Annotated in this window: 18 protein-coding genes and 1 tRNA gene; 7 read left to right on the top strand and 12 right to left on the bottom strand. The window is 42.7% G+C overall.

Annotated features, from left to right (window positions below; genetic code table 11):
* The first annotated feature begins 23 nt into the window (after window positions 1-23).
* The 3 genes from I6E86_RS10370 (at window position 24) to I6E86_RS10360 (ending at window position 3193) form a co-directional block, all read left to right on the top strand.
* Entirely contained in the window at window positions 24-857 is an 834-nt protein-coding gene (locus tag I6E86_RS10370) for a M48 family metallopeptidase (protein ID WP_197177396.1), read from the top strand.
* A 360-nt stretch (window positions 858-1217) separates the two neighbouring features.
* Window positions 1218-1916, top strand: coding sequence for a M15 family metallopeptidase (locus tag I6E86_RS10365; RefSeq protein ID WP_197177395.1), 699 nt, complete (start codon window positions 1218-1220; stop codon window positions 1914-1916).
* Between the two features lie 56 nt (window positions 1917-1972).
* Complete coding sequence (locus tag I6E86_RS10360) at window positions 1973-3193, top strand: DUF819 domain-containing protein (protein WP_197177394.1); 1221 nt, start codon at window positions 1973-1975, stop codon at window positions 3191-3193.
* A gap of 175 nt (window positions 3194-3368) precedes the next feature.
* Here I6E86_RS10360 and I6E86_RS10355 read toward each other — a convergent pair whose 3' ends face one another.
* The 6 genes from I6E86_RS10355 to I6E86_RS10330 form a co-directional block, all read right to left on the bottom strand.
* Window positions 3369-4268, bottom strand: a complete 900-nt coding sequence (locus tag I6E86_RS10355; protein ID WP_197177393.1) for an SMP-30/gluconolactonase/LRE family protein — start codon at window positions 4266-4268, stop codon at window positions 3369-3371.
* Between the two features lie 49 nt (window positions 4269-4317).
* The gene (locus I6E86_RS10350) at window positions 4318-5481 is read right to left on the bottom strand and encodes an iron-containing alcohol dehydrogenase (protein ID WP_197177392.1); all 1164 of its coding nucleotides are present in this window, start codon (window positions 5479-5481) and stop codon (window positions 4318-4320) included.
* Between the two features lie 781 nt (window positions 5482-6262).
* Complete coding sequence (locus I6E86_RS10345) at window positions 6263-6583, bottom strand: hypothetical protein (protein ID WP_197177391.1); 321 nt, start codon at window positions 6581-6583, stop codon at window positions 6263-6265.
* A gap of 10 nt (window positions 6584-6593) precedes the next feature.
* Window positions 6594-6884, bottom strand: a complete 291-nt coding sequence (locus tag I6E86_RS10340) for a hypothetical protein (protein WP_197177390.1) — start codon at window positions 6882-6884, stop codon at window positions 6594-6596.
* Window positions 6881-8077, bottom strand: a complete 1197-nt coding sequence (locus I6E86_RS10335; protein WP_197177389.1) for a site-specific integrase — start codon at window positions 8075-8077, stop codon at window positions 6881-6883. Before I6E86_RS10335 ends, I6E86_RS10340 begins: the two co-directional genes overlap by 4 nt.
* Before the next feature lie 11 nt (window positions 8078-8088).
* Window positions 8089-8304 carry a hypothetical protein gene (locus I6E86_RS10330; RefSeq protein WP_055123775.1) on the bottom strand — a complete coding sequence of 72 codons (216 nt, stop codon included), beginning with the start codon at window positions 8302-8304 and terminating at the stop codon, window positions 8089-8091.
* A 117-nt stretch (window positions 8305-8421) separates the two neighbouring features.
* On the opposite strand from I6E86_RS10330, the gene I6E86_RS10325 reads away from it, so the two are divergent.
* A complete protein-coding gene (locus I6E86_RS10325; RefSeq protein ID WP_197177475.1) occupies window positions 8422-8649 on the top strand; it encodes a helix-turn-helix domain-containing protein in 228 nt (75 codons plus the stop codon).
* Window positions 8650-8879: 230 nt separating this feature from the next.
* Here the strand turns inward: I6E86_RS10325 and I6E86_RS10320 are convergent.
* Window positions 8880-8956: transfer RNA gene (locus I6E86_RS10320), tRNA-Val, on the bottom strand.
* Between the two features lie 300 nt (window positions 8957-9256).
* Between I6E86_RS10320 and I6E86_RS10315 the strand changes: the two genes are divergently transcribed.
* Entirely contained in the window at window positions 9257-10234 is a 978-nt protein-coding gene (locus I6E86_RS10315; protein WP_197177388.1) for a glutathione S-transferase family protein, read from the top strand.
* 120 nt (window positions 10235-10354) lie between these two features.
* Here the strand turns inward: I6E86_RS10315 and hemB are convergent, their stop codons facing one another.
* The 5 genes from hemB to I6E86_RS10290 all read right to left on the bottom strand — a co-directional run bounded on the left by hemB (window position 10355) and on the right by I6E86_RS10290 (window position 20009).
* Window positions 10355-11362: a porphobilinogen synthase gene (gene hemB / locus I6E86_RS10310; protein ID WP_197177387.1), complete on the bottom strand. Its 1008-nt coding sequence runs from the start codon at window positions 11360-11362 to the stop codon at window positions 10355-10357.
* A gap of 339 nt (window positions 11363-11701) precedes the next feature.
* On the bottom strand, window positions 11702-13516 hold the full coding sequence (locus tag I6E86_RS10305; protein WP_197177386.1) for an efflux transporter outer membrane subunit: 1815 nt from the start codon (window positions 13514-13516) through the stop codon (window positions 11702-11704).
* The gene (locus I6E86_RS10300) at window positions 13513-16737 is read right to left on the bottom strand and encodes an efflux RND transporter permease subunit (protein ID WP_197177385.1); all 3225 of its coding nucleotides are present in this window, start codon (window positions 16735-16737) and stop codon (window positions 13513-13515) included. Before I6E86_RS10300 ends, I6E86_RS10305 begins: the two co-directional genes overlap by 4 nt.
* Window positions 16738-16772: 35 nt before the next feature.
* Window positions 16773-18173 carry an efflux RND transporter periplasmic adaptor subunit gene (locus tag I6E86_RS10295; protein WP_197177384.1) on the bottom strand — a complete coding sequence of 467 codons (1401 nt, stop codon included), beginning with the start codon at window positions 18171-18173 and terminating at the stop codon, window positions 16773-16775.
* Window positions 18174-18983: 810 nt separating this feature from the next.
* The gene (locus I6E86_RS10290) at window positions 18984-20009 is read right to left on the bottom strand and encodes a polyprenyl synthetase family protein (RefSeq protein WP_197177383.1); all 1026 of its coding nucleotides are present in this window, start codon (window positions 20007-20009) and stop codon (window positions 18984-18986) included.
* A gap of 546 nt (window positions 20010-20555) precedes the next feature.
* On the opposite strand from I6E86_RS10290, the gene rplU reads away from it, so the two are divergent.
* Together rplU and rpmA are read left to right on the top strand one after the other, a co-directional pair.
* On the top strand, window positions 20556-20867 hold the full coding sequence (rplU, locus tag I6E86_RS10285; protein ID WP_194363869.1) for a 50S ribosomal protein L21: 312 nt from the start codon (window positions 20556-20558) through the stop codon (window positions 20865-20867).
* 91 nt (window positions 20868-20958) lie between these two features.
* Complete coding sequence (rpmA, locus tag I6E86_RS10280; RefSeq protein WP_021813611.1) at window positions 20959-21216, top strand: 50S ribosomal protein L27; 258 nt, start codon at window positions 20959-20961, stop codon at window positions 21214-21216.
* Window positions 21217-21615: the final 399 nt, after the last annotated feature.

Below are 21615 nucleotides of genomic sequence, written 5' to 3'. Positions count from 1 at the left end.
GAGCAGCAAGAGGGTAGTAGGCAATGACTGAGAATGGTGTGTTTTATTATGGTCAAGATAAAATTGATTATGAAGTTGTGCGTAAAGAAGTAACTGATAAAGAAAAGATAAACCAGCCTGAAAGCGATGAGCTGATTACTGAAAAGACTAAACCTAGCAAACCTCGAAAAGTAGTCATCAAAGTACATCCTGATCAGCGTGTGGTCGTCACTGCACCTGTCGATGCGACGGATGAGATGATTTATGATGCCATGATGAAGCGTGCTCGCTGGATATGGCAAAGCCTACAGGATTTTGCCAAGCAACAAGATCATGTATTGCCCAAGCGTTATGTCAGCGGTGAGACCCAATTTTATCTAGGTCGTCGTTATGTGTTAAAAATAATAACGGATGCAGAAGCTGCTGATGGAATAAACAGCACGGTGAAGCTCAGTCGCGGTAAGTTAAATGTAGAATTGTCTCAAAGTGATTCTACATTAGACCTCGAAGCACGAGCTATGATAGTTAAAGACCTTATTGATGAATGGTATAAAAACAAAGCCAAGCTCATCTTTATAGAACGCCGAGAGGTGGTATTACCTAAAGCAGCGTGGGTAACTGGTACGCCGGCTTTCAGACTGTTAGTTATGAAAAAGCAGTGGGGTAGCTGCTCTACTAAAGGCAATCTAATACTTAATCCTCATTTGGTTAAAGCACCAAAGGAATGCATCGATTACGTGATACTACATGAGCTCTGTCATATCGCTGAGCACAACCATAGCGAGCATTTCTGGCGGTTACTAATGCAAGTAATGCCGAACTGGAAAGAGGTGAAAGCTAGGCTTGATGGAATGGCTGAGCTTTATTTGAATGAGTGAGTATTAGTCATTGCTGCTACAGCAATGACTCTAGGATCATAGACAGTCCCATCTATCGAGATTTTCATAAAATGCATTCTAATTTTCTATAATCCTCCCTTTTCTAGGTTACTAATATATATATTATTGGTATACTTGCCTGCTGTATAAGAACAAACAAATGTCTTTATTGTTGATTGATGGCGATAATTTTAGATCCCTTAGAAAATTATCATGAATGCTAAATTGATTTCACCTTTTGTCTTATAACAGCTCTTTTTATCTTACTTTATAACTGCCAGTTGACTTGATCTAAGTATCAGCTGCATCTTTACAGTGCGCTATTAGAAAAACAGCTACAAGACTATTTCGAGAAATGAAATGCTTATATCTTCCATACCTACATCTACCCAGCATAGCTGGAAAAACATAGAAAATATTTCTATTATTGAATCAAATGAGTCATTGCTAACCATCCCAAATACGGAAAACCTAAAGCAATTTCCCATTTATTTTGATCATAATATTCCTCATGCCATCAATATTTGTGTTGCTAGGCATTCTGTTACCCAAAGATTACAGCAAGCTGCTAACTTACTTCCTGACCATCTAGGTATTTTGGTACTTGATGCTTGGCGTTCTCGAGCTGTTCAAAAAGCCATTCAAGAAGAAGTTGGTAATACTATTAAGATTAAGTACCCACATCTTAGTGTCAGTGAGCAACAACAGCTTCTATCAGATTTTGTTGCGCCCGCGCGAGCAGATTTTATTAGCCCGCACTTAACAGGGGGCTCTGTAGATATCACTTTGTTTGAGCGTGAGACAGGTGAGTGGCTAGATATGGGTGCTGATTTTGATGAACCTACAGAACGCTCACATACTCATTTCTATGAAGATCAGCCTGAGCATCCTGCTTGTCAAAACCGCCGCTTGTTATATTCAGTTATGAGTAATGTGGGTTTCACCAACTTACCCACTGAATGGTGGCATTTTGATTATGGAAATCCACTTTGGGCCTATTATAACCAACAAAATCATGCCGTTTATGGCGCCGCTCATTGGGATGCTGTAACCCATTAATGGTTACTACTTCTCTATTTTGAGACGTATCTATATCAAGTTCAAGGAGGGACATTATGGAAACATTGATTCAAGCAGATGATCATTTAGCCTTATGGGCTTTTGTTATGGTCGCAGCAACCTCTGCTATTTTTATCGAACAACGTTATAAATGGGCAAGTAAAATTCCAGGTGCGGTCATTGCACTATTGATTGCCATTGCCGCATCCAACCTAAAAATCATCCCAACAGATGCACCTACATATGACATCGTTTGGGGTTATATTGTCCCACTAGCAATACCTTTGCTATTGTTCAAAACCAATATACAGTCTCTTATTAAAGAGAGCTGGAAATTATTACTGTTGTTTTTAGCTTCGTCTATGGCAACTATGGTTGGTACTATTCTTGCATTTATGGCTCTACGTCATTACATTCCAGAATTAGACAAAGTAAGTGGCATGATTTCAGCGTCATACAGTGGTGGAGGGGTGAACTACGCCGCCATGTCAGCCAAGTTAGCACCAAGTGAAAGCATCAATGCAGCTACTATTGTGGCTGACAATATGATGATGGCTTTTTACTTCTTGATATTAATTGGCTTAGCTGGAATACCTATTGTACGTCGCATATGGAGTTCGCCACATACTGATGCAATTGAGAAAAATCCGGAAATGTTAAACAGTCGTACATTGTCGGAAGCATTCTGGAAGCCCAATCTTATTTCTTTAAAAGATATTGCGATTTGCTTAGCTGCTTCAATGCTAATCGTATTAATTTCGTTCAAGCTATCAGCATTTTTACAGGCGCTATTGGGCACTAGCGATAATATTGTAGTTGGCCTTATCATTAGTTTGATTACTGATAAGTATCTTTTGTTAACGACAATCACGTTTATAATAGTTTCTATCTTTAAAAGCTCTTTTGAAAAGCTTAATGGTAGTCAAGAGTTGGGTACTTACTGCATTTACTTGTTCTTTGTAGTCATCGGCATTCCAGCATCAATTGGTTTGATAGTGACTCAAGCACCACTGCTGTTTGTATTTGTCTTGATAATTGCTATGGTCAATTTAGCGATCACCATGGGTGTGGGTAAATTGTTCAAGTTTAGCGTTGAAGAAGTAGTGCTGGCTTGTAATGCCAATATTGGTGGTCCGACGACTGCGGCAGCGTTAGCTATTAGTAAGGGTTGGACTAACTTAGTAGGCCCTATCTTGGTTATCGGTACGGTAGGCTATGTCATTGGAAATTATGTAGGCACTATTGTATATTTCCTAGTGACTCAGATTGGTATGTAGTTATTAAAATAGAAAATACCGTCAGTATCGACCTTCGACATCTTGAAGGTTAAATAAGAAAAAACTATATTAGTTGTACGTTTTTATATATTGTTCAGGAGATATAGACTAAGAAATAAAAAGCAAGCCACTAGAGGTGGCTTGCTTTTTATTTATGTTCTGAAAAAATTTCTAATTATGGCGTACCTGCATGTCCCACTTTAACTTGCACAGCTAACATACGTCCTTTAGTTTCTGCCTTGCGAGAGGCCTCATCCCAGTCTGGCGCCGCGCACATGAATAGTGTTTTGCCGTCTTGTCCGCCAAGTGCGACTGCAAAGACACCATCAGGTGCAGTATCGATAGTTTCTAAAATTTCACCACCCTCTGCTATGCGTACTGCTCGCTGATTTATGGTATCTGCGATCCACACAGCACCTTCGGCATCCAAGGCCAAACCATCAGGTAATATGCTGGCATTTCCTATACGTAGACCAAGATTCGGCTCATCACCTAGTTCTCCAAAATTAGCAAAGTCACGTTTTTCTCCGAGGCTACCATCTTCTTTGATATCAAATTGCGTAACTTTATTGCCAAATAGCTCGTTAACGATCAATGTTTTTTGATCTGCAGAGATAACCATGCCATTCGGAAATGCCAATCCTTCAGCGACAACCTGTGAGCTTCCATCAGGCTTAACCAACACAAGCCCTGTGTTTTCATGGTCAGCGCCACCCATCAAATCAAAACCAAAGTTGCCGACATAGGCATTGCCATTGGCTGAAACCACCATGTCATTTGCATGACCACCGCAATGCTCCCAAATATCAGCGTGAATGACCAAGTTACCATCATTTTCTAGTCGTAAGACTTTGCGGTCTTTCATCGATACGACCAGCAAACGCCCATCAGGCAACCATCCTAAACCGGAAGGTTGCTGTTCAACATGAATGATTTTCTCTGCTACCCCTTCATCGTTAACTCGATAAACGCCTTGAGTATAGAAATCGACAAACCATAGCGCATTTTGATACCAGCGAGGCCCTTCTAAATAGTGAAAGCCATCAACAGCCACTTCTATTTCATATTTCGACATAATCATCTTCCTTGATTGATAGACAAAATTATTTAAACAATATTTCTTATCAGGCTATTTCTTCATATATTGCAGTGACTTCCTCTAAAGTCATGTCTTTGGGATTGGTTGCGATTAGCCGTGCATAGGTATTGATAACTATGTCGGCTAGGGCAGGAATATCGTTCTTTGTAATATCCAATTCACTCAAACGGTATTTAAGACCACTGTTTTCCAAAAACATTTTTAGTTGACTAATAAATGAAGTCGCTGCATCTAAATCTGCCATTCCAGCTGTTTGAGTAGGCATGACAGCACGAGCAAGCTCTGCGTATAGAGGAGCAGCTTCTGATAAGTTAAATGTAAAAACACCGCACATGACGAGTGCATTAGCATGTCCATGTGGAATGTGGAAGTTAATACTAAGGGGATATGAGAGCCCGTGAACAGCGGCTACAGAGGCATTGACGAAGGCGATGCCTGCCAGTGTGGAACCTAACAGCATATCGGCACGAGCATCAATATCGTCACCTTGGTTTAACACTTTTTCAAAATTATTCCAAAGCATCTGTAAGCCTTTTAGGGCTAGTGCATCTGAAATAGGATTCTTTTTAGTGCGACTGGTATAGGCTTCAATACAATGCACCATGGCATCAAGCGCAGTTGCTGCAGTGATATGACGGGGTAATTTTAGTGTTAATGTTGCATCTAAAATGGCGACGTCAGGTAGGATTTTAGGAGTATAAATGGCTTTTTTACTGCCATCTTTTGCGGTAATCACGGAGACAAAGGTAGACTCTGCGCCCGTACCAGCAGTAGTAGGTATGGCAAATAGTGGCAGTTTTTTGAAACCACTAATATCTTTATCCAAAATATCATTAACGGACTGAAAGTCGTTTGGATACAAGGCGACAATCTTCGCTGTATCAATAGAGCTTCCGCCCCCTAAGCCAATGATCAAGTCACATTGATTGTCTCTTGCAAGCTCAATAGCGCTTTCAACAATTTCAATAGGTGGGTCTGCAACGACATTATCGAACACAACGACATTAACACCGGCTTCCTGTAAGGATTGCTGAGCGATATCGACATAGCCTAATTCGGAAATACCAGCATCTGTAATAATGATGGCTGATGTTGCAGAATATTGTTTTGCTAAAACACCTAGCTTTTGGCGCATGCTGTCAGCTTCGCTGAGAATATGACCATTAGTATAGAATTCAATCCCTGTCATTCTGTTCTTCCTTGATATATATACACTTAGATATTTTTTTCTTAAATTCAATCAATGCCACAGTAAGAATGCTTTTATATCGATTAGCCTCTTATAAGGCATCAATGCATTTTAATGGTACTAGGCACCTATTTATCTCATTAAACTTCTTTATCTCCAATACATTTTTTATAAAAACATTGCTTGCAGTGGATGACTAAAATAACGCGTTAAAAGAATCTAGATACCAGAAAAAGTATGCAACGTCTGAATTTCTTAGATCGCCTAGATAGCCGATGTTTGTAAGATATTACATTAGCATAAACATCAGAGAATAGTCATTAAATGATTTGACAGCTATTACTTTAGTTGATAATTTCAGGTAAGTATTTAAGTGTACATTAAGTACATATTGACCTACCTATGTATAACCACTACTAATGGTGTATTTAACTTACTCGTCAAATACTATAAAAACGTAAGTTAAATTAATGAACTTATGACTACTATCAAAAGGAATTGATAATGAAATTAGCACCCATTTTTTCGATAAGTGTACTAGCCGAGATGGGTCTTTTAGGTTATTCAAATCAATCTAGTAATGGTATGACTTCCTCATAGATGCTTACGGGGTCTATGATAAGGCTAAAGAAGCTAGCGTAGTCTGTACAGTGTAATCTTATAAAAGTTCTAGTTAAAATATAGCTGAACTGATTAAACTGAAAAAGCCCCAACTTATGAGCTGAGGCTTTTTTTATTTTTCTGATTCAAATCTAGCAGATACTCCTCACTATCTAAAGCTCTACCTACCTAAGACAAGCTGTCCACCAGAAAAGCTGATACACCCGTCACAGAACCAAGAGTTTAATCTCCTTGCATAAGGTACATCTGCTGGGACATCTAATTGATAGGGACGACCACAGTACTCACAGTGTATGTCATCTAAATAAACCTGACATTTCGTAAGCGTAGCAAACAATGCATCAAGCTCCATGTCGTGGTCGTAACAAAGCAGTTCCAAATGCGCTATATAATCACTAGGGGACACATAAGACCAATACTCATGGCACAAATGCTTTTCTGCACCCCCTAGAGCTAAACCAAAGACGAAGTTCATACTCATAATATCCTCCTTAGTATCCATAGCCAGTGTGTGGTAAAAGTCCGTAAAGCTCACTCTGTAGCTGACTACACATATCATCAACGGCATAGCCGAGATTAGCGTCTAAGCGCTTCTGAACCCATATGCGCAGCGCCATATGATTATCAAAGCAGCTATCCACATTTAAGAAACGAGCCAAACCACTACCTGACTGAATGCAGAGCTCACAAATGAGATAGTTAGCAATATTATCTGCACCATTACTGACATAGCCACTAGGTTTGAACGTTGCATGCAGCTTATCGTAATCAATCATTTTCATCGTGACGTCTCCTTGTCAGTAGATACCTGAGCAATCTGACTGCGATTGACCAATGCTTCAAATGCACTACCATCCTGCCGAGTCATGTTCGGTACGTAACGGCTATAAGTGTTGAATAGCATCTTGGTCGTAGAGTGTCCCATTTGGCTGGCTATCCACTCAGGACTTTCGCCAGCAGCTAGCCATAGCGTTGCTGCGGTATGACGGCTCTGATAGGCATTACGCTTCTTGAGACCCAAAATCTTAAGAGTAGGATGCCAAACACGCTTATTCACATTGTTATAATCAAGTGGTTCACCGGTATGCGCGCAAAACACATAATCAGAGCGTCCATAAGTAATCGTTTGTTGCTCTTTTAGAGCGTCATAGACCCAAGGTGACATTTGAATCGCACGGTAAGACTCTTGAGTCTTAGGAGGAACAATTTTGCCTTTAACATAAGCTTGTTTGATCACAATCTCACGTCGATCAAAGTCAATGTTCTCCCACGTCAACCCATCAATTTCACTCGTACGCATCCCTGTGAAAAAACGTACTAAATAATAATTGCGATAGTCTGCTCTCACACCATTAATAAACGTCCAAACCTCATTCAGTGTGAATGGTTGAATATCTGTCTTAGGCTGTTTGAGTGCATTGATATCGTAGTAAGGGTTGTCAAACTGATAGCGTTTAGCTGCTTCTTTTAGTATCATACCTAAAGGTACCATGATCGAATTGATGCGTGCCGCTGACAGATGTTTGTTAGCTTTTCCGTACGTTACTTTGGCGAGCGATGAACGGAAGGCTAATACATCTGTCTTTTTTATGAGATGAATGGGCTTAGTCCCAAACTTAACAATCAAGTACATATCAATAATCTCCTTTATTTTGCGCTTGTAAGTATCACGCCATTCAATTTCTTTTTCAGAAAACCATAATTTTGCAAATTGCTCAAAGTAAGGTGTATTGGTATTAATGCATTCCTTGCGATCGTTCAATGCTACCATTTCTGCTGCTTTGTCACTTTTGGGAAAGTACTTAGCGTAGTTGAACAAACCTAGGATGATTTCTGCTTCCATCTTCTCAATCACCTTATCAAGCTTTTTGCGATTCGCTGGCGTGTCTGTCAGGTTTGTCGTCTCCCGACAGCGTATACCCATGTAATAAAAATCGACAACCAGCTTACCGTATCTACTTCTGATACTAGCCATCCTATTTCTCCTTATTGAAGTGCCATGGCATTGATGCTACCGGCGACGCCAGTGCGCATATCTTTTTCAATCTCCTCCCAAATGTACAAAATCTTACGACCACCGAACGGGCGTATATAATGAATGCCCTCGATAAGCACACTATCTTTAAGCTCATTACGGATAGTACGAGGGTTGTATTTGATGAGCTCAGAAAGCTCTTGGGTAGTTAGGTAGGTATGTGACATAATATGTTCCTTATATAAAGTTTAACCATAATGGTACTTTTAAATACCATGGTTGTAATTTACCATAAATTTATAACTATGCAAGTACTTTTTATAATTATAATTGGAGTTTATGGGATGATAGTTAACCATCTACCAACCTTGTTAGCTGAAAGAAGGCTAAAAGTAGCGGATGCTGTACGAGCGACAGGAGTAAGCAAAACGACGTTGCACAAGATATATAACGATCAATCATCTAGAATTGATTTCGATACTATAGATAAGCTTTGCGACTATTTAGAAGTAGAGGTAGGAGATATTTTTGAATATGTAAAAGAGGATAAAGAGAAAAATACTAAGAAATAGGTTCTAGCCTAGAGTTTGAAGTAGAGGTCAAAAAGAGGGTTTTAATTTTAATTGTTTTTAAGGGTCGGTCACGTTTTGGTCACCATTTGGTCACCGTCGCTTTTTCAAATGATTTAAAGCTGATTAAATAATCATGATTACGAGTCGATGCAAGCAAGAATTTTCCCCTACAGCCCATATATTACAGACAAAAAAAGCCCCAATCTCACGATTGGGGCTTTCTAAATATTTGGTAGGCATAAGCAGACTCGAACTGCTGACCTCTACCATGTCAAGGTAGCGCTCTAACCAACTGAGCTATACGCCTATTTAGGTTGAGCATTTTAGCAAGTTTCTCAGACTTTGCAAGTCTTTTTTATCGTAATTCTAATTTATTATCATAATATTTGATACTGAGACTTATATTAAAGCTTTTCGTGTATTTTTTCTAAATATTTAATTTAATTGGTGTAGTTTTTATTGTTAATAAGAGAGCGAACCTTAATGGATAAGAGCCTATAACTGGTATGATATCTCTCTAACTGAAATGAGAGTCATAATAATAATGACTTAGAGTCAGTCATGCCTAACAGCGTTGAATAGAAACGAGACATAGTCGGAGAATAACATGGGCTTATTGGTCGATGGACAGTGGCAGGACAAATGGTATGACACAGAAGCCAATGGTGGCCGCTTCAAACGTGAGGATGCCGGTTTTAGGAACTGGGTCACGGTAGACGGTAGCGCAGGGCAGTCGGGCGTAGGAGGGTTCAAAGCGGAACCCAATCGTTACCATTTGTATGTGTCGCTCGCCTGTCCTTGGGCGCATCGTGCTTTGATTTATCGTAAGCTTAAAGGCTTAGAGGATATCATTCCGATATCTGTAGTGCATCCCTTTATGGGAGAGTATGGCTGGACATTTGCAGCGGGAGAAGGGGGGATTGGCGATCCGAATATCCATGCATCGAATGCCTATGAGCTCTATATCAAGGCCAAGCCAGATTATACAGGTCGCGTCACGGTACCTATTTTATGGGATAAGAAGACCAATACGATCGTTAGTAATGAGTCGTCAGAAATCATCCGTATGTTTAATTCAGCTTTCGATGAAGTTGGTGCAATAGCAGGTAACTTTGTGCCAGCAGAGTTATTGCAAGAAATCGACGATATCAATACCTTTGTCTATTCTACGATAAATAATGGCGTGTATAAAACTGGATTTTCGACCACACAAGAGGCCTACGAAGAGGCAGTGGTTGAGTTGTTTGCAGCACTAGATACGCTTGAAGGTCGCTTAGCAACTCAGCGTTATTTGGTAGGTAGTACGATCACTGAGGCCGATTGGCGACTGTTTACGACTTTGGTACGTTTCGACGCCGTTTATGTTGGGCATTTTAAATGTAATCTGCGTCGTATTGTTGATTATCCAAACCTTTGGGGCTATCTGCGTGATTTGTATCAAGTACCAGGTATCGCAGAGACCGTAAATATGACGCACATCAAGCAGCATTATTACACCAGTCATGCCAATATTAATCCTACGCGTATCGTCCCTGTCGGCCCTGTGATTGATTTTACGACAGCGCATGATCGTGAGCAGCTGTAGATACTCATAGTTAGTACACGCAATAAATCTTTTTCTTTTAATAGAGTGTCAGCACAAAAAAAGCCCCAACTGCTTGTTAGTAGCTGGGGCTTTTTTAAGATATAGAATGTAGGTTAAATACTAAGCATTGTTTAGCTGACGGGCAGCTTCTAGTGCAAAGTAGGTCAAGATGCCATCAGCACCCGCACGGCGGAAACCAATCAAAGACTCTAAAATGACGGCATCACTGAGCCAGCCGTTTTGAATAGCAGCCATATGCATGGCGTATTCACCAGAGACTTGATAGGCAAAGGTTGGCACGCCAAAGGTGTCTTTGACTTCACGAATCAAATCAAGATACGGCTGACCAGGTTTAATCATCACCATATCAGCGCCTTCATTGATGTCCATGGCCACTTCATGCAAGGCTTCAGCACGATTACCAAAGTCCATTTGATATTGCTTTTTGTGCCCACCCTTTAAGTTGCCAGCACTGCCAACGGCATCACGGAATGGACCGTAGTAAGCAGACGCATATTTGGCAGAGTAGGCCATGATAGCCGTATTGACAAAACCTTCAGCTTCAAACGCATCACGCATGGCTTTGATACGTCCATCCATCATGTCACTAGGGGAGATGATATCAGCACCAGCACGAGCATGCACCAGTGCCTGCTTGACCAATACTTCGATAGTCGCATCATTGATGACGTAACCGCTGTCATCGAGTAGACCATCTTGACCGTGTGAGGTATAAGGATCTAAAGCGACGTCAGTCATCACAACCATTTCTGGTACGGCGTCTTTGACCGCTTTTATCGTACGTGCAGTCAGGGCGTTTTCGTCATAAGCAGCTCTGCCATCCGGTGTCTTTAGTGAGTTATCAATGACAGGAAAAATATCGATGGTCGTGACACCCTCTGATAATAACTCTTTGGCATAGTTAATGAGCAAATCAATTGATAGACGCTCAACACCTGGCATACTAGCGATAGTTTCGCGCTGATTTTGGCCTTCTAGTACAAAGACGGGTGCGATAAAGTGCTTAGGATGTAGCTCCACTTCACGAATCATGGCACGTACATTATCGTTATAACGTAGGCGACGCAGGCGAGTGGCAGGGTATTGGCGATTAAAGGTATAGCTCATATGAATTCCTTACTGTTTTTTAATAGTTATGGTATTGCTTGGTAGAGATGTCGCTATTGATATATCGATTTTATAGGACATTAACAGTCATATATTTATAGACAATGTAGTTAAAAAGCACTGATGTATAAACGGCTTCTATGTAAACAGATGAGGGCTACACTATACCCAAAAGCGGTGATAAAAAGCAAAAAGCCCTACCACGTTCAGCTGGTAGGGCAAGTTGTACTTATCGACTGTCAATATAATGACACTGTGGTATCACGAAGTAGTAGTTTCATAAGTGATGGTTTCATAACTTCATGAATGACGACTCAATGAACCACAAACCATAAACTCTTATGGCTCAACAATCTGTGTAACAGGAACCGCTTCGACCATATTGCCATCATAGCGAGTCTCTTCAGTCATCACACCTACTGCTGCATCTTTTCTACCATCATCGTTAACATCAACGATAGCAGTCGGTTTGAAGGTCGTGGTTTCGACCCCTTGCGATTGCTTAATGGCGACAGCCTCTTGCGTAGAGGTCACACGTGCTGAACCTGCGGCCTTAATCGCATTTGTCGCCTTGGTTTTGGCACTCGTCACAGAGCCTGTGACAATTTGAGCCAAATTGGTATGCTGCGGTACAGGGATAGCCGTTGGTACATCCAGATTGGCACCGCCACCTAACGCTTGGTATAGCTCGATTTGGCTGACGATTTTTTGTAGCTCTAAATCCAAGATGCCTTGTTGCGTAGAAAACAACGAGCGCTGTGCATCGAGCACGTCTAAGTAATTATCAAGACCCGCTTTAAAACGTGCATCGGCTATTTGATAGGTCTGCTCAAAATTATCTTGCAAGCGGTACTGAGCTTCTAACTGCTCACCAAGCGTGGCACGAGTAGCCAGTACGTCTGACACTTCACGAAAAGCCGTCTGGATAGAGGCTTCGTAACTTGTCAGCGTTTGGTCACGCTCGATCTGAGCCACGTCGTAATTGGCGTCTAGACGTCCTGCATCAAAAATCGGCACGCTAACACTTGGGCCAAACGACCAACCAACAGAACCATTTTTAAACAAATCATTCAAACTGCCGCTACTGACACCCACGCTACTGGTCAAACTAATAGAGGGGAAGTAAGAGGCGCGTGCCACTTCGATATTGGCACCAGCCGCTTTTAGGCTATATTCTGCTTGTAGCACGTCAGGACGATAGCGTAGCAGCTCACTTGGCAGACCTGCATTAAAGATCTGCTGATTGGTGATATTGCTGACAGCAGGCGTCGGAATCAGCTCGCTTGGAATCGGACCACCGACCAAGTATTGCAGTGCATTTCGTGCCTTTAAGATACTGCTTTGTGCACGCAATACGGCAAGCCTGGCATTTTCAAGCGACGCACTGGCTTGCAGTGATGGCAGCTTAGGATCAATACCTGCTTCAAAACGCTTGTTTGCGATAAACAGCGAACGTTCACGACTCTCAACGGTTGCTTCAGCCAGCTTTAGCTGAGCCAAGCTATAACTTAGATTGGCATAGCTTTGTGAAATATTGCTGACCAGACTGATTTGGGTCGCGTCTTTGGCCGCAGTGGTTGCCAAAAAGTTCTGTAGTGCTTGATCTTTTAGGCTAGATATTTTACCCCAAAAATCTAGCTCGTAATTGGCAAGACCTAGGTTGACGTTGTAGCTACTGTTGGCGTTTCGATCCGTATGATTTTGCGCTTGGCGCGTATAACCTGCACTGCCATTGATGGCTGGCAGGTCATTGATATCGGTGATTTGATACTGCGCACGCGCCTTTTCAATCGCTAGACGAGCACTTTCAAAGTCTTTGTTGTTCTCAAGTCCCAAGGCGATGAGGCCTTTGAGGCGTTCGTCATTATAAAAGCTCTGCCAGCGTTGACTGGCAATACTTGGCTGTTCGACTGAGCTGACCGTTTCTTTGTCAAATGCGCCATAGCTCTGCTGCATCGCAATGTTCGGCTCAGCTAGGACAGGGCGCATGTCCGCTTTTGGAATCGTGTTACAAGCGGCCATACTCATCGCAAGAGCGGTTAGCCCTAGCAAACGACCGCTGTTTCTGCGAATCCGAGATAATGCGGGTTGAACAACGGTCGCTGTCATAGCGACCGGTGATGCGTTAGAGGTAATTGTTTTTTGAGCACTCATTGTGTGTTGTCTCCAAGGCTTGCAGGCTGATAACTCTCAGAAGTCGTTGGGTGTGAGTCAGGCGTATTGCCACCGTCTCTGTCATTTGGCTTGTTGTTGTCGTATTTGTGCGGGAACGCACTACGTACCCAGACGTAGAACATTGGGATAAAAAAGATACCCAATAGCGTTGCGGTTACCACACCGCCAACCACACTGGTACCGATAGCGTTTTGACTGCCTGAACCTGGACCATTTGCCAAGAATAATGGCACAACACCTAAGCCAAAGGCAAGTGAGGTCATAATAATCGGACGTAAGCGCTGGCGTGCCGCAGTCATGACCGCTTCTCTTAGACTGTAGCCTTCCTCTTGATGTTCTTTTGCAAACTCAATAATCAAGATGGCATTTTTGGCGGACAGACCGACGACAGTCAATAGACCGACCTGCAGGTAAACATCATTGGCAAAACCGCGTAGCCAGGTAAATATCACCGCACCCAGTACCCCAAGTGGTATCACTAGTAGGACAGAGACTGGGATAGACCAACTCTCATAGAGCGCTGCTAGACACAAGAATACGACTAGGATTGAAAGCGCATAAAGCATCGGCGCCTGAGCACCTGACTTTTGCTCTTCTAGCGACATGCCTGTCCACTCGTAACTGATACCTTCAGGGAGCTTGTCTATCATCGCCTCCATCGAGCTCATTGCATCACCAGTACTCAGGCCTGGCGCAGCACTACCTTGGATATTCATGGATGGTAAGCTATTGTAACGTGTGAGACGCGGTGAGCCTGATTGCCATTCACTGCTAGAAAACGCATCGAACGGAATCATACTATTCATGTCATTTCGTACATACCATTTGCCGATGTCATCAGGATTGGTACGGCTGCTCGCTTCACCTTGTACATAGACGCGCTTAATACGGCCACGGTCGATGAAATCATTGACGTAGCTTGAGCCCCACGCAGTAGAGATGACACTGTTGATACTACTTAGCGACAAGCCATAAGCGGCGGCTTGTTCTTGATTGATGTTGATTTTTAATTGTGGTGAGTCTTCTTGCCCATTAGGACGGACGCCCGCGACTTGGTCGTTTTGTCCGGCCATACCCAGTAGCATATTACGGGCTTCAAGTAGCCCATCGTGTCCGAGGTTACCGCTATCTTGGAGCATTAAATCAAAACCACTGGCATTACCAAGCTCGGTAATAGCAGGTGGTACAATCGCAAAGACTTGTGCTTCGTTTAACTGGGTAAAGAAATAACCCATTGCTCGTCCAGCCACCGCTTGGGCAGTATTTTCATCACCAGAGCGCTCCTCCCAGTCTGATAGACGAACAAACGCCAGCCCCATGTTTTGTCCTTGTCCTGCAAAACTAAAGCCTGCAATGGTAAAGACAGAAGCGATGTTGTCTGTTTCTTGGGTGTCGTAATAGTTTCTGACTTTGTCCAGTACGTCTTGGGTTTCATCTAATGTAGAACCAGCAGGCAACTGAACCAAGGTAAACATAATACCTTGATCTTCTTCTGGCAAGAATGAACCAGGAATACGTAAGAATACAACCGCCATGATGCCGATAATGGCTGCATAACCAATCATATATAACCATTTAAAACGAATACTTTTACCAACGAAGTTTTCGTAAGAGCGGCTAAGTTTAAAGAAACCGCGGTTGAACCAACCAAAGAAGCCTTTTTGCTTTTCAGTACTGCCTTTTTCATGGCTCTTGCCACGTTTGAGTAGTGTCACACATAGAGCAGGGGTGAACACCAATGCAACCATGGCTGATAGCACCATACTGGTAATCAAAGTGATCGAGAACTGGCGATAAATCACACCAGTTGAGCCACCAAAGAAGGCCATCGGTACAAATACTGCAGATAGAATCAGCGCAATACCAATAACGATCTTACTGATCTCACCCATGGATTTGGTGGTCGCGTCTTTGATAGAAATATCAGGATCTTCTTCCAATATTCGCTCGACGTTTTCTACCACAACGATCGCATCATCGACCAGTAGACCGATGGAGAGTACCATGGCAAACATGGTCAGTACGTTGATACTAAAGCCTGCAATATACAGCACGGAAAACGTACCAAGTAGCACGACAGGTACCGCAAGCGTTGGAATAATAGTCGCACGCCAGTTCTGTAAGAAAATGAACATGACGATGAATACTAAGACAATGGCTTCGATCAGCGTATGGACCACCTGCTCGATAGACAAGCGTACGAAAGGCGTGGTGTCATAAGGAACGACTGAGGCAAGACCTGTTGGGAAGTTCTTTTCAAGCTCTGCCATACGCGCGCCAACGGCCTCGCGAGTCTCTAACGCATTGGCACCGCCAGCAAGTGAGATACCCAAACCAGCTGCTTCTTGTCCATTATACAAAGACAAAACACTGTAGTTTTCACTACCGATCTCGACTCTAGCCACATCGCCTAAGCGCACTTGTGCACCAGAGGTGTCTGTTTTTAACAGAATGTTTTTGAACTCTTCAGGGGTTTGTAGATAGCTTTGAACGGTAACGGTCGCGTTGATGACCTGTTGGTCGGTATCAGCAGGGGCTTGTCCTAACTGACCCGCAGATACTTGAGCGTTCTGTGCTTGTATCGCACCAACGACATCAGACGGCACCATGTTGTAGCTACGCAAGCGCGAAGGGTCAAGCCAAACACGCATTGCGTAAGTAGAACCAAAGACCTGAACGTCACCCACACCTTCCACACGACTGATTGAGTCAAGGATATTGGAGTTAATGTAATCGGCAATATCTGATCGATCCATACTGCCATCTTCAGAGATGAATGCCTGAACCATCATGAAGCTACTAGATGATTTATTGACGTTGACACCTTGACGCTGTACCGATTCAGGTAAGGCACTCATTGCCGCTTGTAATTTGTTCTGTACTTGTACCTGAGCGGTATCAGAGTCTGTACCGTTTTCAAAGGTCAGCGTCACTGACGCACTACCGTTTGATGAGCTCGATGATGACATGTACATCAGGCCATCAAGCCCTTTCATACGTTGCTCAATAACCTGAATGACTGAGTTTTCAACGGTTTTTGCATTAGCACCAGGATAGTTTGCACTGACCGAAATCGTCGGTGGTGCAATACGTGGATACTGTTCAATCGGCAGATTAAGAACCGATAACACCCCGATGAGCATGACCAATATAGCCAGCACCCATGCAAAAATAGGGCGATTAATAAAAAAACGTGACATAGTATATCCCTAAGTCTTCCTGTCTTTGAATGGAATTAGTTAGCAGCGGCTTCTGTTGATTTTGCGTTAGAAGTCTCATTACCAGCTGGCTTTTTATCCACGGTCTTTGCCGCTTGTTGCGGTGTTTTAGCATTAGGCGCAGCTTTTACAGATGGTGCTGGATTTGCGCTTTCTAATGGCTTTGCGACCACTTCTTGCTCAGGTTTGACCTTAGATCCGCCAATGATAACCACCTTGTCACCAGCTTTTAAGCCATCAGTGACCACCCATTGTCCATCATACGTACCATTAATGGTGACTGGACGAACTTGGATTTTGTTGTTTTCATCAACGATATAAACTTGTGTCTCACTCTTAGGCGTACGTGTGACCGCGCTCTGTGGCACAAGGGCTGCATTGGTAATCACGCTCTGTGTCAGGCGTGCAGTGACATACATACCGGGCAGCAAGATATTGTTGCTGTTTGGAAAAATAGCACGCAAGGTGACAGCGCCAGTTGACGCATCAACCTTAGCTTCAGACAAAGCAAGCTTGCCGCGTACGGGATAGACTGAGCCATCCTCTAGTACCAATTCCACAGAGTTCATGCCTGCCTGAGCGCTACCATCAGCAATCTGCTGACGTAGTTTCAACAGCTCAGATGAGGACTGACTGATATCGACATAGATAGGATCTAGGCGTGAGATGGTCACCAGTGGATCAGCTTGACCAGCGCTAACCAGCGTACCAGCGGTCACGCTAGAGCGATCGGTTCGACCAGTAAGAGGCGCACGTACGATAGTACGATTAAGGTCCAAGGTGCTGGCATCTAGGCCTGACTTTGCCGTTTGAATACCAGCTTTGGCGCTTTCGATACCGGCTTGTGTCTGTCCAACAGCTGCTGCAGCGCTTTGAACAGCGGCCTGTGCAGTACGAACGGTCGTTTGTGCTTGGTCATATTGCTGTTTTGAGATGGCGTCGATACTGACTAAGCCTTGCAAACGCTGCAAATCGTTCTGTGCTTGTGCTAGCGACGCTTGACGACTGATCATTTCAGCTTTCGCACTGGCATTGTTGGCCAGTGCTGTTTGATAGTTGGCCTCTGCCTGCTGTACTGACGCCTGTCCGCTTGTGACAGAAGACGCATAGTTGTCCGTATTAATACGGTACAGTGGCTGTCCTTTTTTGACGTTGCTTCCTTCACGGAACAACACCTCGTCAATCACCCCATTGACCTGCGGTCGTACATCAGCAGTTTGATAGGCTGCTGTACGTCCAGAAAAAGTCTGTACTTGAGGGACGGTCTCAAAAGTGACGGTCTGAACGTTGACAACCGCAGGGGGCATTTGCTGCTGCGCGGCCTGCTCACCAGCCGCGTCATCGTTTTTGTCACAGCCAACCAGTACCGCTGTAGATAGTACAGATGCTATTACAAGCGCAAGATAAGAATGCTTCATCAAGGTCCTCGGCAATATATAAATAATGACTGTATAAAAAGTGAATCAATAAATTTTGATGTATTGAGTATGAAATCTCTATTTATTATGTTTCATTTAGACTACGCACCAATAACCTCTCTGCCAAGTGCATTTTTGGATAAATCAACTTGGTAGAGAGACGATAGTAGGGTATCTAATACTGATATATCAAAGACCCATGCATCAAACACCAATGCGGTGTTTTTATGCAGCGAAGTTGTAGATAAAACCCAAAGTATATTCGTAAATTTGGTGACATATTATAAACTATTGGGGTAACCCCACAGTCAAGCGATTTAAGAGAGAGGGATTGGGAAGAGGCAGCCATATTACATTTTACGGATACAAAAAATACCGCTATGGTAAGTGTCGCGTTAGCTAACAGCTAATAGAGGGCTCTACAAGATACTGTTACCGCTTAGTGTAAATTTTTGTTATTTTTATAAAGCCCTAGGTGTATAAAGGTCTTTAAGTGGTAAGAATAGTGGTTTGTCAACAAAATGACAATTTTAGCAACCCCTAATTACAGCCATAAAAAGTAACTGTCTGCAAGTCTCTATTAAACGTGATCCAGTATCATCCGACCGTCAAAAAAACACTTACACGATTATAGTACTGCAAGGATTTATGAAACTTAAAGAAAGGTAACGATTTAGCTGAAAAATTAGTCTTTAAAGGGCTGGTTTTTTGGTTGTTGGCTTTTCATATGCTAATCACTAGAAAATGCTACTAAAAAACGTTGTTAGAAAAGGAGTCGTCTGATCAACAATAAAGACGACTCCTATTTAATTATACTAAGCGTGCGCTGGCAAGCTCTGTCAGTTGATATAGCCCTTGACGATAGCGGTTGTCCGGCAAGCTGCTAAGTGCTTGCTGTGCCAACTTGGTTTCGTCCAACGCGCGCTGTTTGCAATAATCTAATGAGCCTGATTTACTGACCAGCTCGATAAGCTGAGCTGCATTTGGTGTTTTACCTGTTTGCACCGCAATACGGAGCTGCTCATAGCCTTCGGTATCACTGTCTTTTAGTAACTCAAGCGCTTTGATGGTAGGTAGCGTGGGCTTACCTTCTGCCAGATCATCCCCGAGGTTTTTGCCCATCACATCGCTATCACCACTATAATCAAGCACATCATCGATAATCTGAAAGGCATTGCCAAAGTGCTGACCAAAATCGCCCAATGCCGCCATGTGCTCTGTTTTATCTTGCAAAATAGCAGCGCCTTGGGTTGCCATCATAAACAATCGTGAGGTTTTACCATCGATAATGCGCAAGTAGTCTTCTTCTGTCGCGGCAGGGTTATGCTGATGCTGTAGCTGTAATACTTCGCCTTCGGCAATGTCACAGGTGCCGTCTGAGAACACTTGCAACAATGGTAAGCTTTGAAAACCAACCAACAGATTGAAGGCACGGGCAATCAGATAATCACCAACCAGTACGGCAGTGGCGTTGTCCCAAGTGGCATTGGCCGTTGGCTTTCCGCGGCGCTGTCCTGACTCATCAATCACATCGTCATGGACTAAGGTTGCGGTGTGTAGCATCTCAGTAATGGCAGCTAGATGCATCGCTTGTTCTGATGGATTGTCATCAAACATGCGGGCACACAACAACGTGATGAGCGGGCGCATACGTTTGCCACCAGCATTGATCACATGCTGAGAGACGCTCATAACGAGTTGTACTTTTGAGTTCAGACTGCCGAATACTTGCTTGTCCATTACCTCAAAGTCATTTGCCACGATACCTTGGATATCAGCATAGCTAGGAGTTGATGGAGATTTGGAAGGGGTGTTATTTAAAGAGATACTGGTCATAATAAATAGTCATATTAATAATGATAAGGAAGGTTTTTATTGCCTTCACTATGAGTACACATAAGGAAAGCATTATTTTACTTATGATAGCATAGCTATATCTCAAAATTGTGCGTTAAAACGTCTCATAAATAAAATGAGCGTCTCGTTTTGATAGGTATTATTACTGATAAATCATAACGCAGGCATGACATAGAATGACCAATTGACTGATTGAATAGAGCGCTTAATAAATGAGTGATAAAAGGCTGTAAGTAACTGATTGCATAAGTTATAATAGCCCCTGTTGGGCACAGGCTATTATTTTTATTGACTGTTTTATATGTGCTGATGTAGATCGCCATCGATGGCGTCTCTATCATTTGTCGTATAGGCGGCAGTATGGATGGTCGTTATTTAGATAACCACCTTACAAAAACGAGATGAGCGGCTTGCTTTTTTGAGCAAAAAGCCGTAAAATCTTGCCTTTAATTTTTCCCTGTCGTGTTCGTCGTAAAAGCGTTGGTATAATATCATCCACGGCACACGGGTTAAACGGAGTCATATATGTACGCAGTAATCAAAACTGGTGGTAAACAGCACCGTGTAGTCGTCGATGAATTGCTTAAAGTAGAATTACTAAAAGCAGAAAAAGGCGAAACAATCAAATTTGAAGACGTATTGATGGTTGTTGACGGCGATAACGTCAAAATCGGTCAGCCTGTTGTTGATGGCGCTAGCGTTGAAGTTGAAGTTGTTGAGCATGGTCGCGGCGAAAAAATCCGTATCGTCAAGCACAACCGTCGTAAGCATTATCACAAAGAACAAGGTCACCGCCAATGGTATACCTTGTTAAAAATCAAAGCCATTAATGCCTAATTACCCATTTAGCAATTTTTGCTAAACAGTGCACTAAATGCTTAAGAGTTATCGCATCAGCGGTAAGTCAAATTAACAAGGAGATTTTCTCATGGCACATAAAAAAGCTGCCGGTTCGAGCCGTAACGGTCGTGATTCAAACCCAAAAATGCTAGGCGTAAAAATCTTTGGTGGCCAAGCTATCACAGCTGGTAACATCATCGTTCGTCAACGTGGTACAGAATTCCACGCAGGCGAAGGCGTTGGCATGGGTCGTGACCATACTTTATTTGCACTGAATGACGGTGTTGTAAAGTTTGCGACCAAAGGCAAATTTAACCGTCGTTATGTGACGGTTGAAAACGCATAATTATCTATTTAAATCATTTTCTTCTTTGAATGAAGTGATTGGATAATTAAAAAAGCCCCTGCTGCCTTATGGTAGTAGGGGTTTTTTACGTTTGTAAGGTTATTGTTTTTATAGATAATGGTTAATATTAATACTGTCAAATAGTTAGTATGTCAAAGCGTCCAATATCTGTGATAGCTGTTGGTATATATGCAAATTGCTATTGTGTAACGGCATTGGTTACAAGCGTGTATGGCAGCCGTAGTAAAGATTGCAAATCGTGACTAGGCGCGTAATAAAAAAACTGGCACACTGTTGCCATTGCTGACGGTTACCAGTTTTAGCTTGGTAAGGTCAGTATTTATAGAAAACAAAAATTTCAATAGAACATTTTATTTTTAGCAACAACTTTAAAGCGAT

The sequence above is a fragment of the Psychrobacter sp. SWN149 genome (assembly GCF_015864565.1).
Classification (GTDB): Bacteria; Pseudomonadota; Gammaproteobacteria; order Pseudomonadales; family Moraxellaceae; genus Psychrobacter.
The sequence above is the reverse complement of the archived record's forward strand: the minus strand, read 5'-3'. Positions and strand labels throughout refer to the sequence as shown.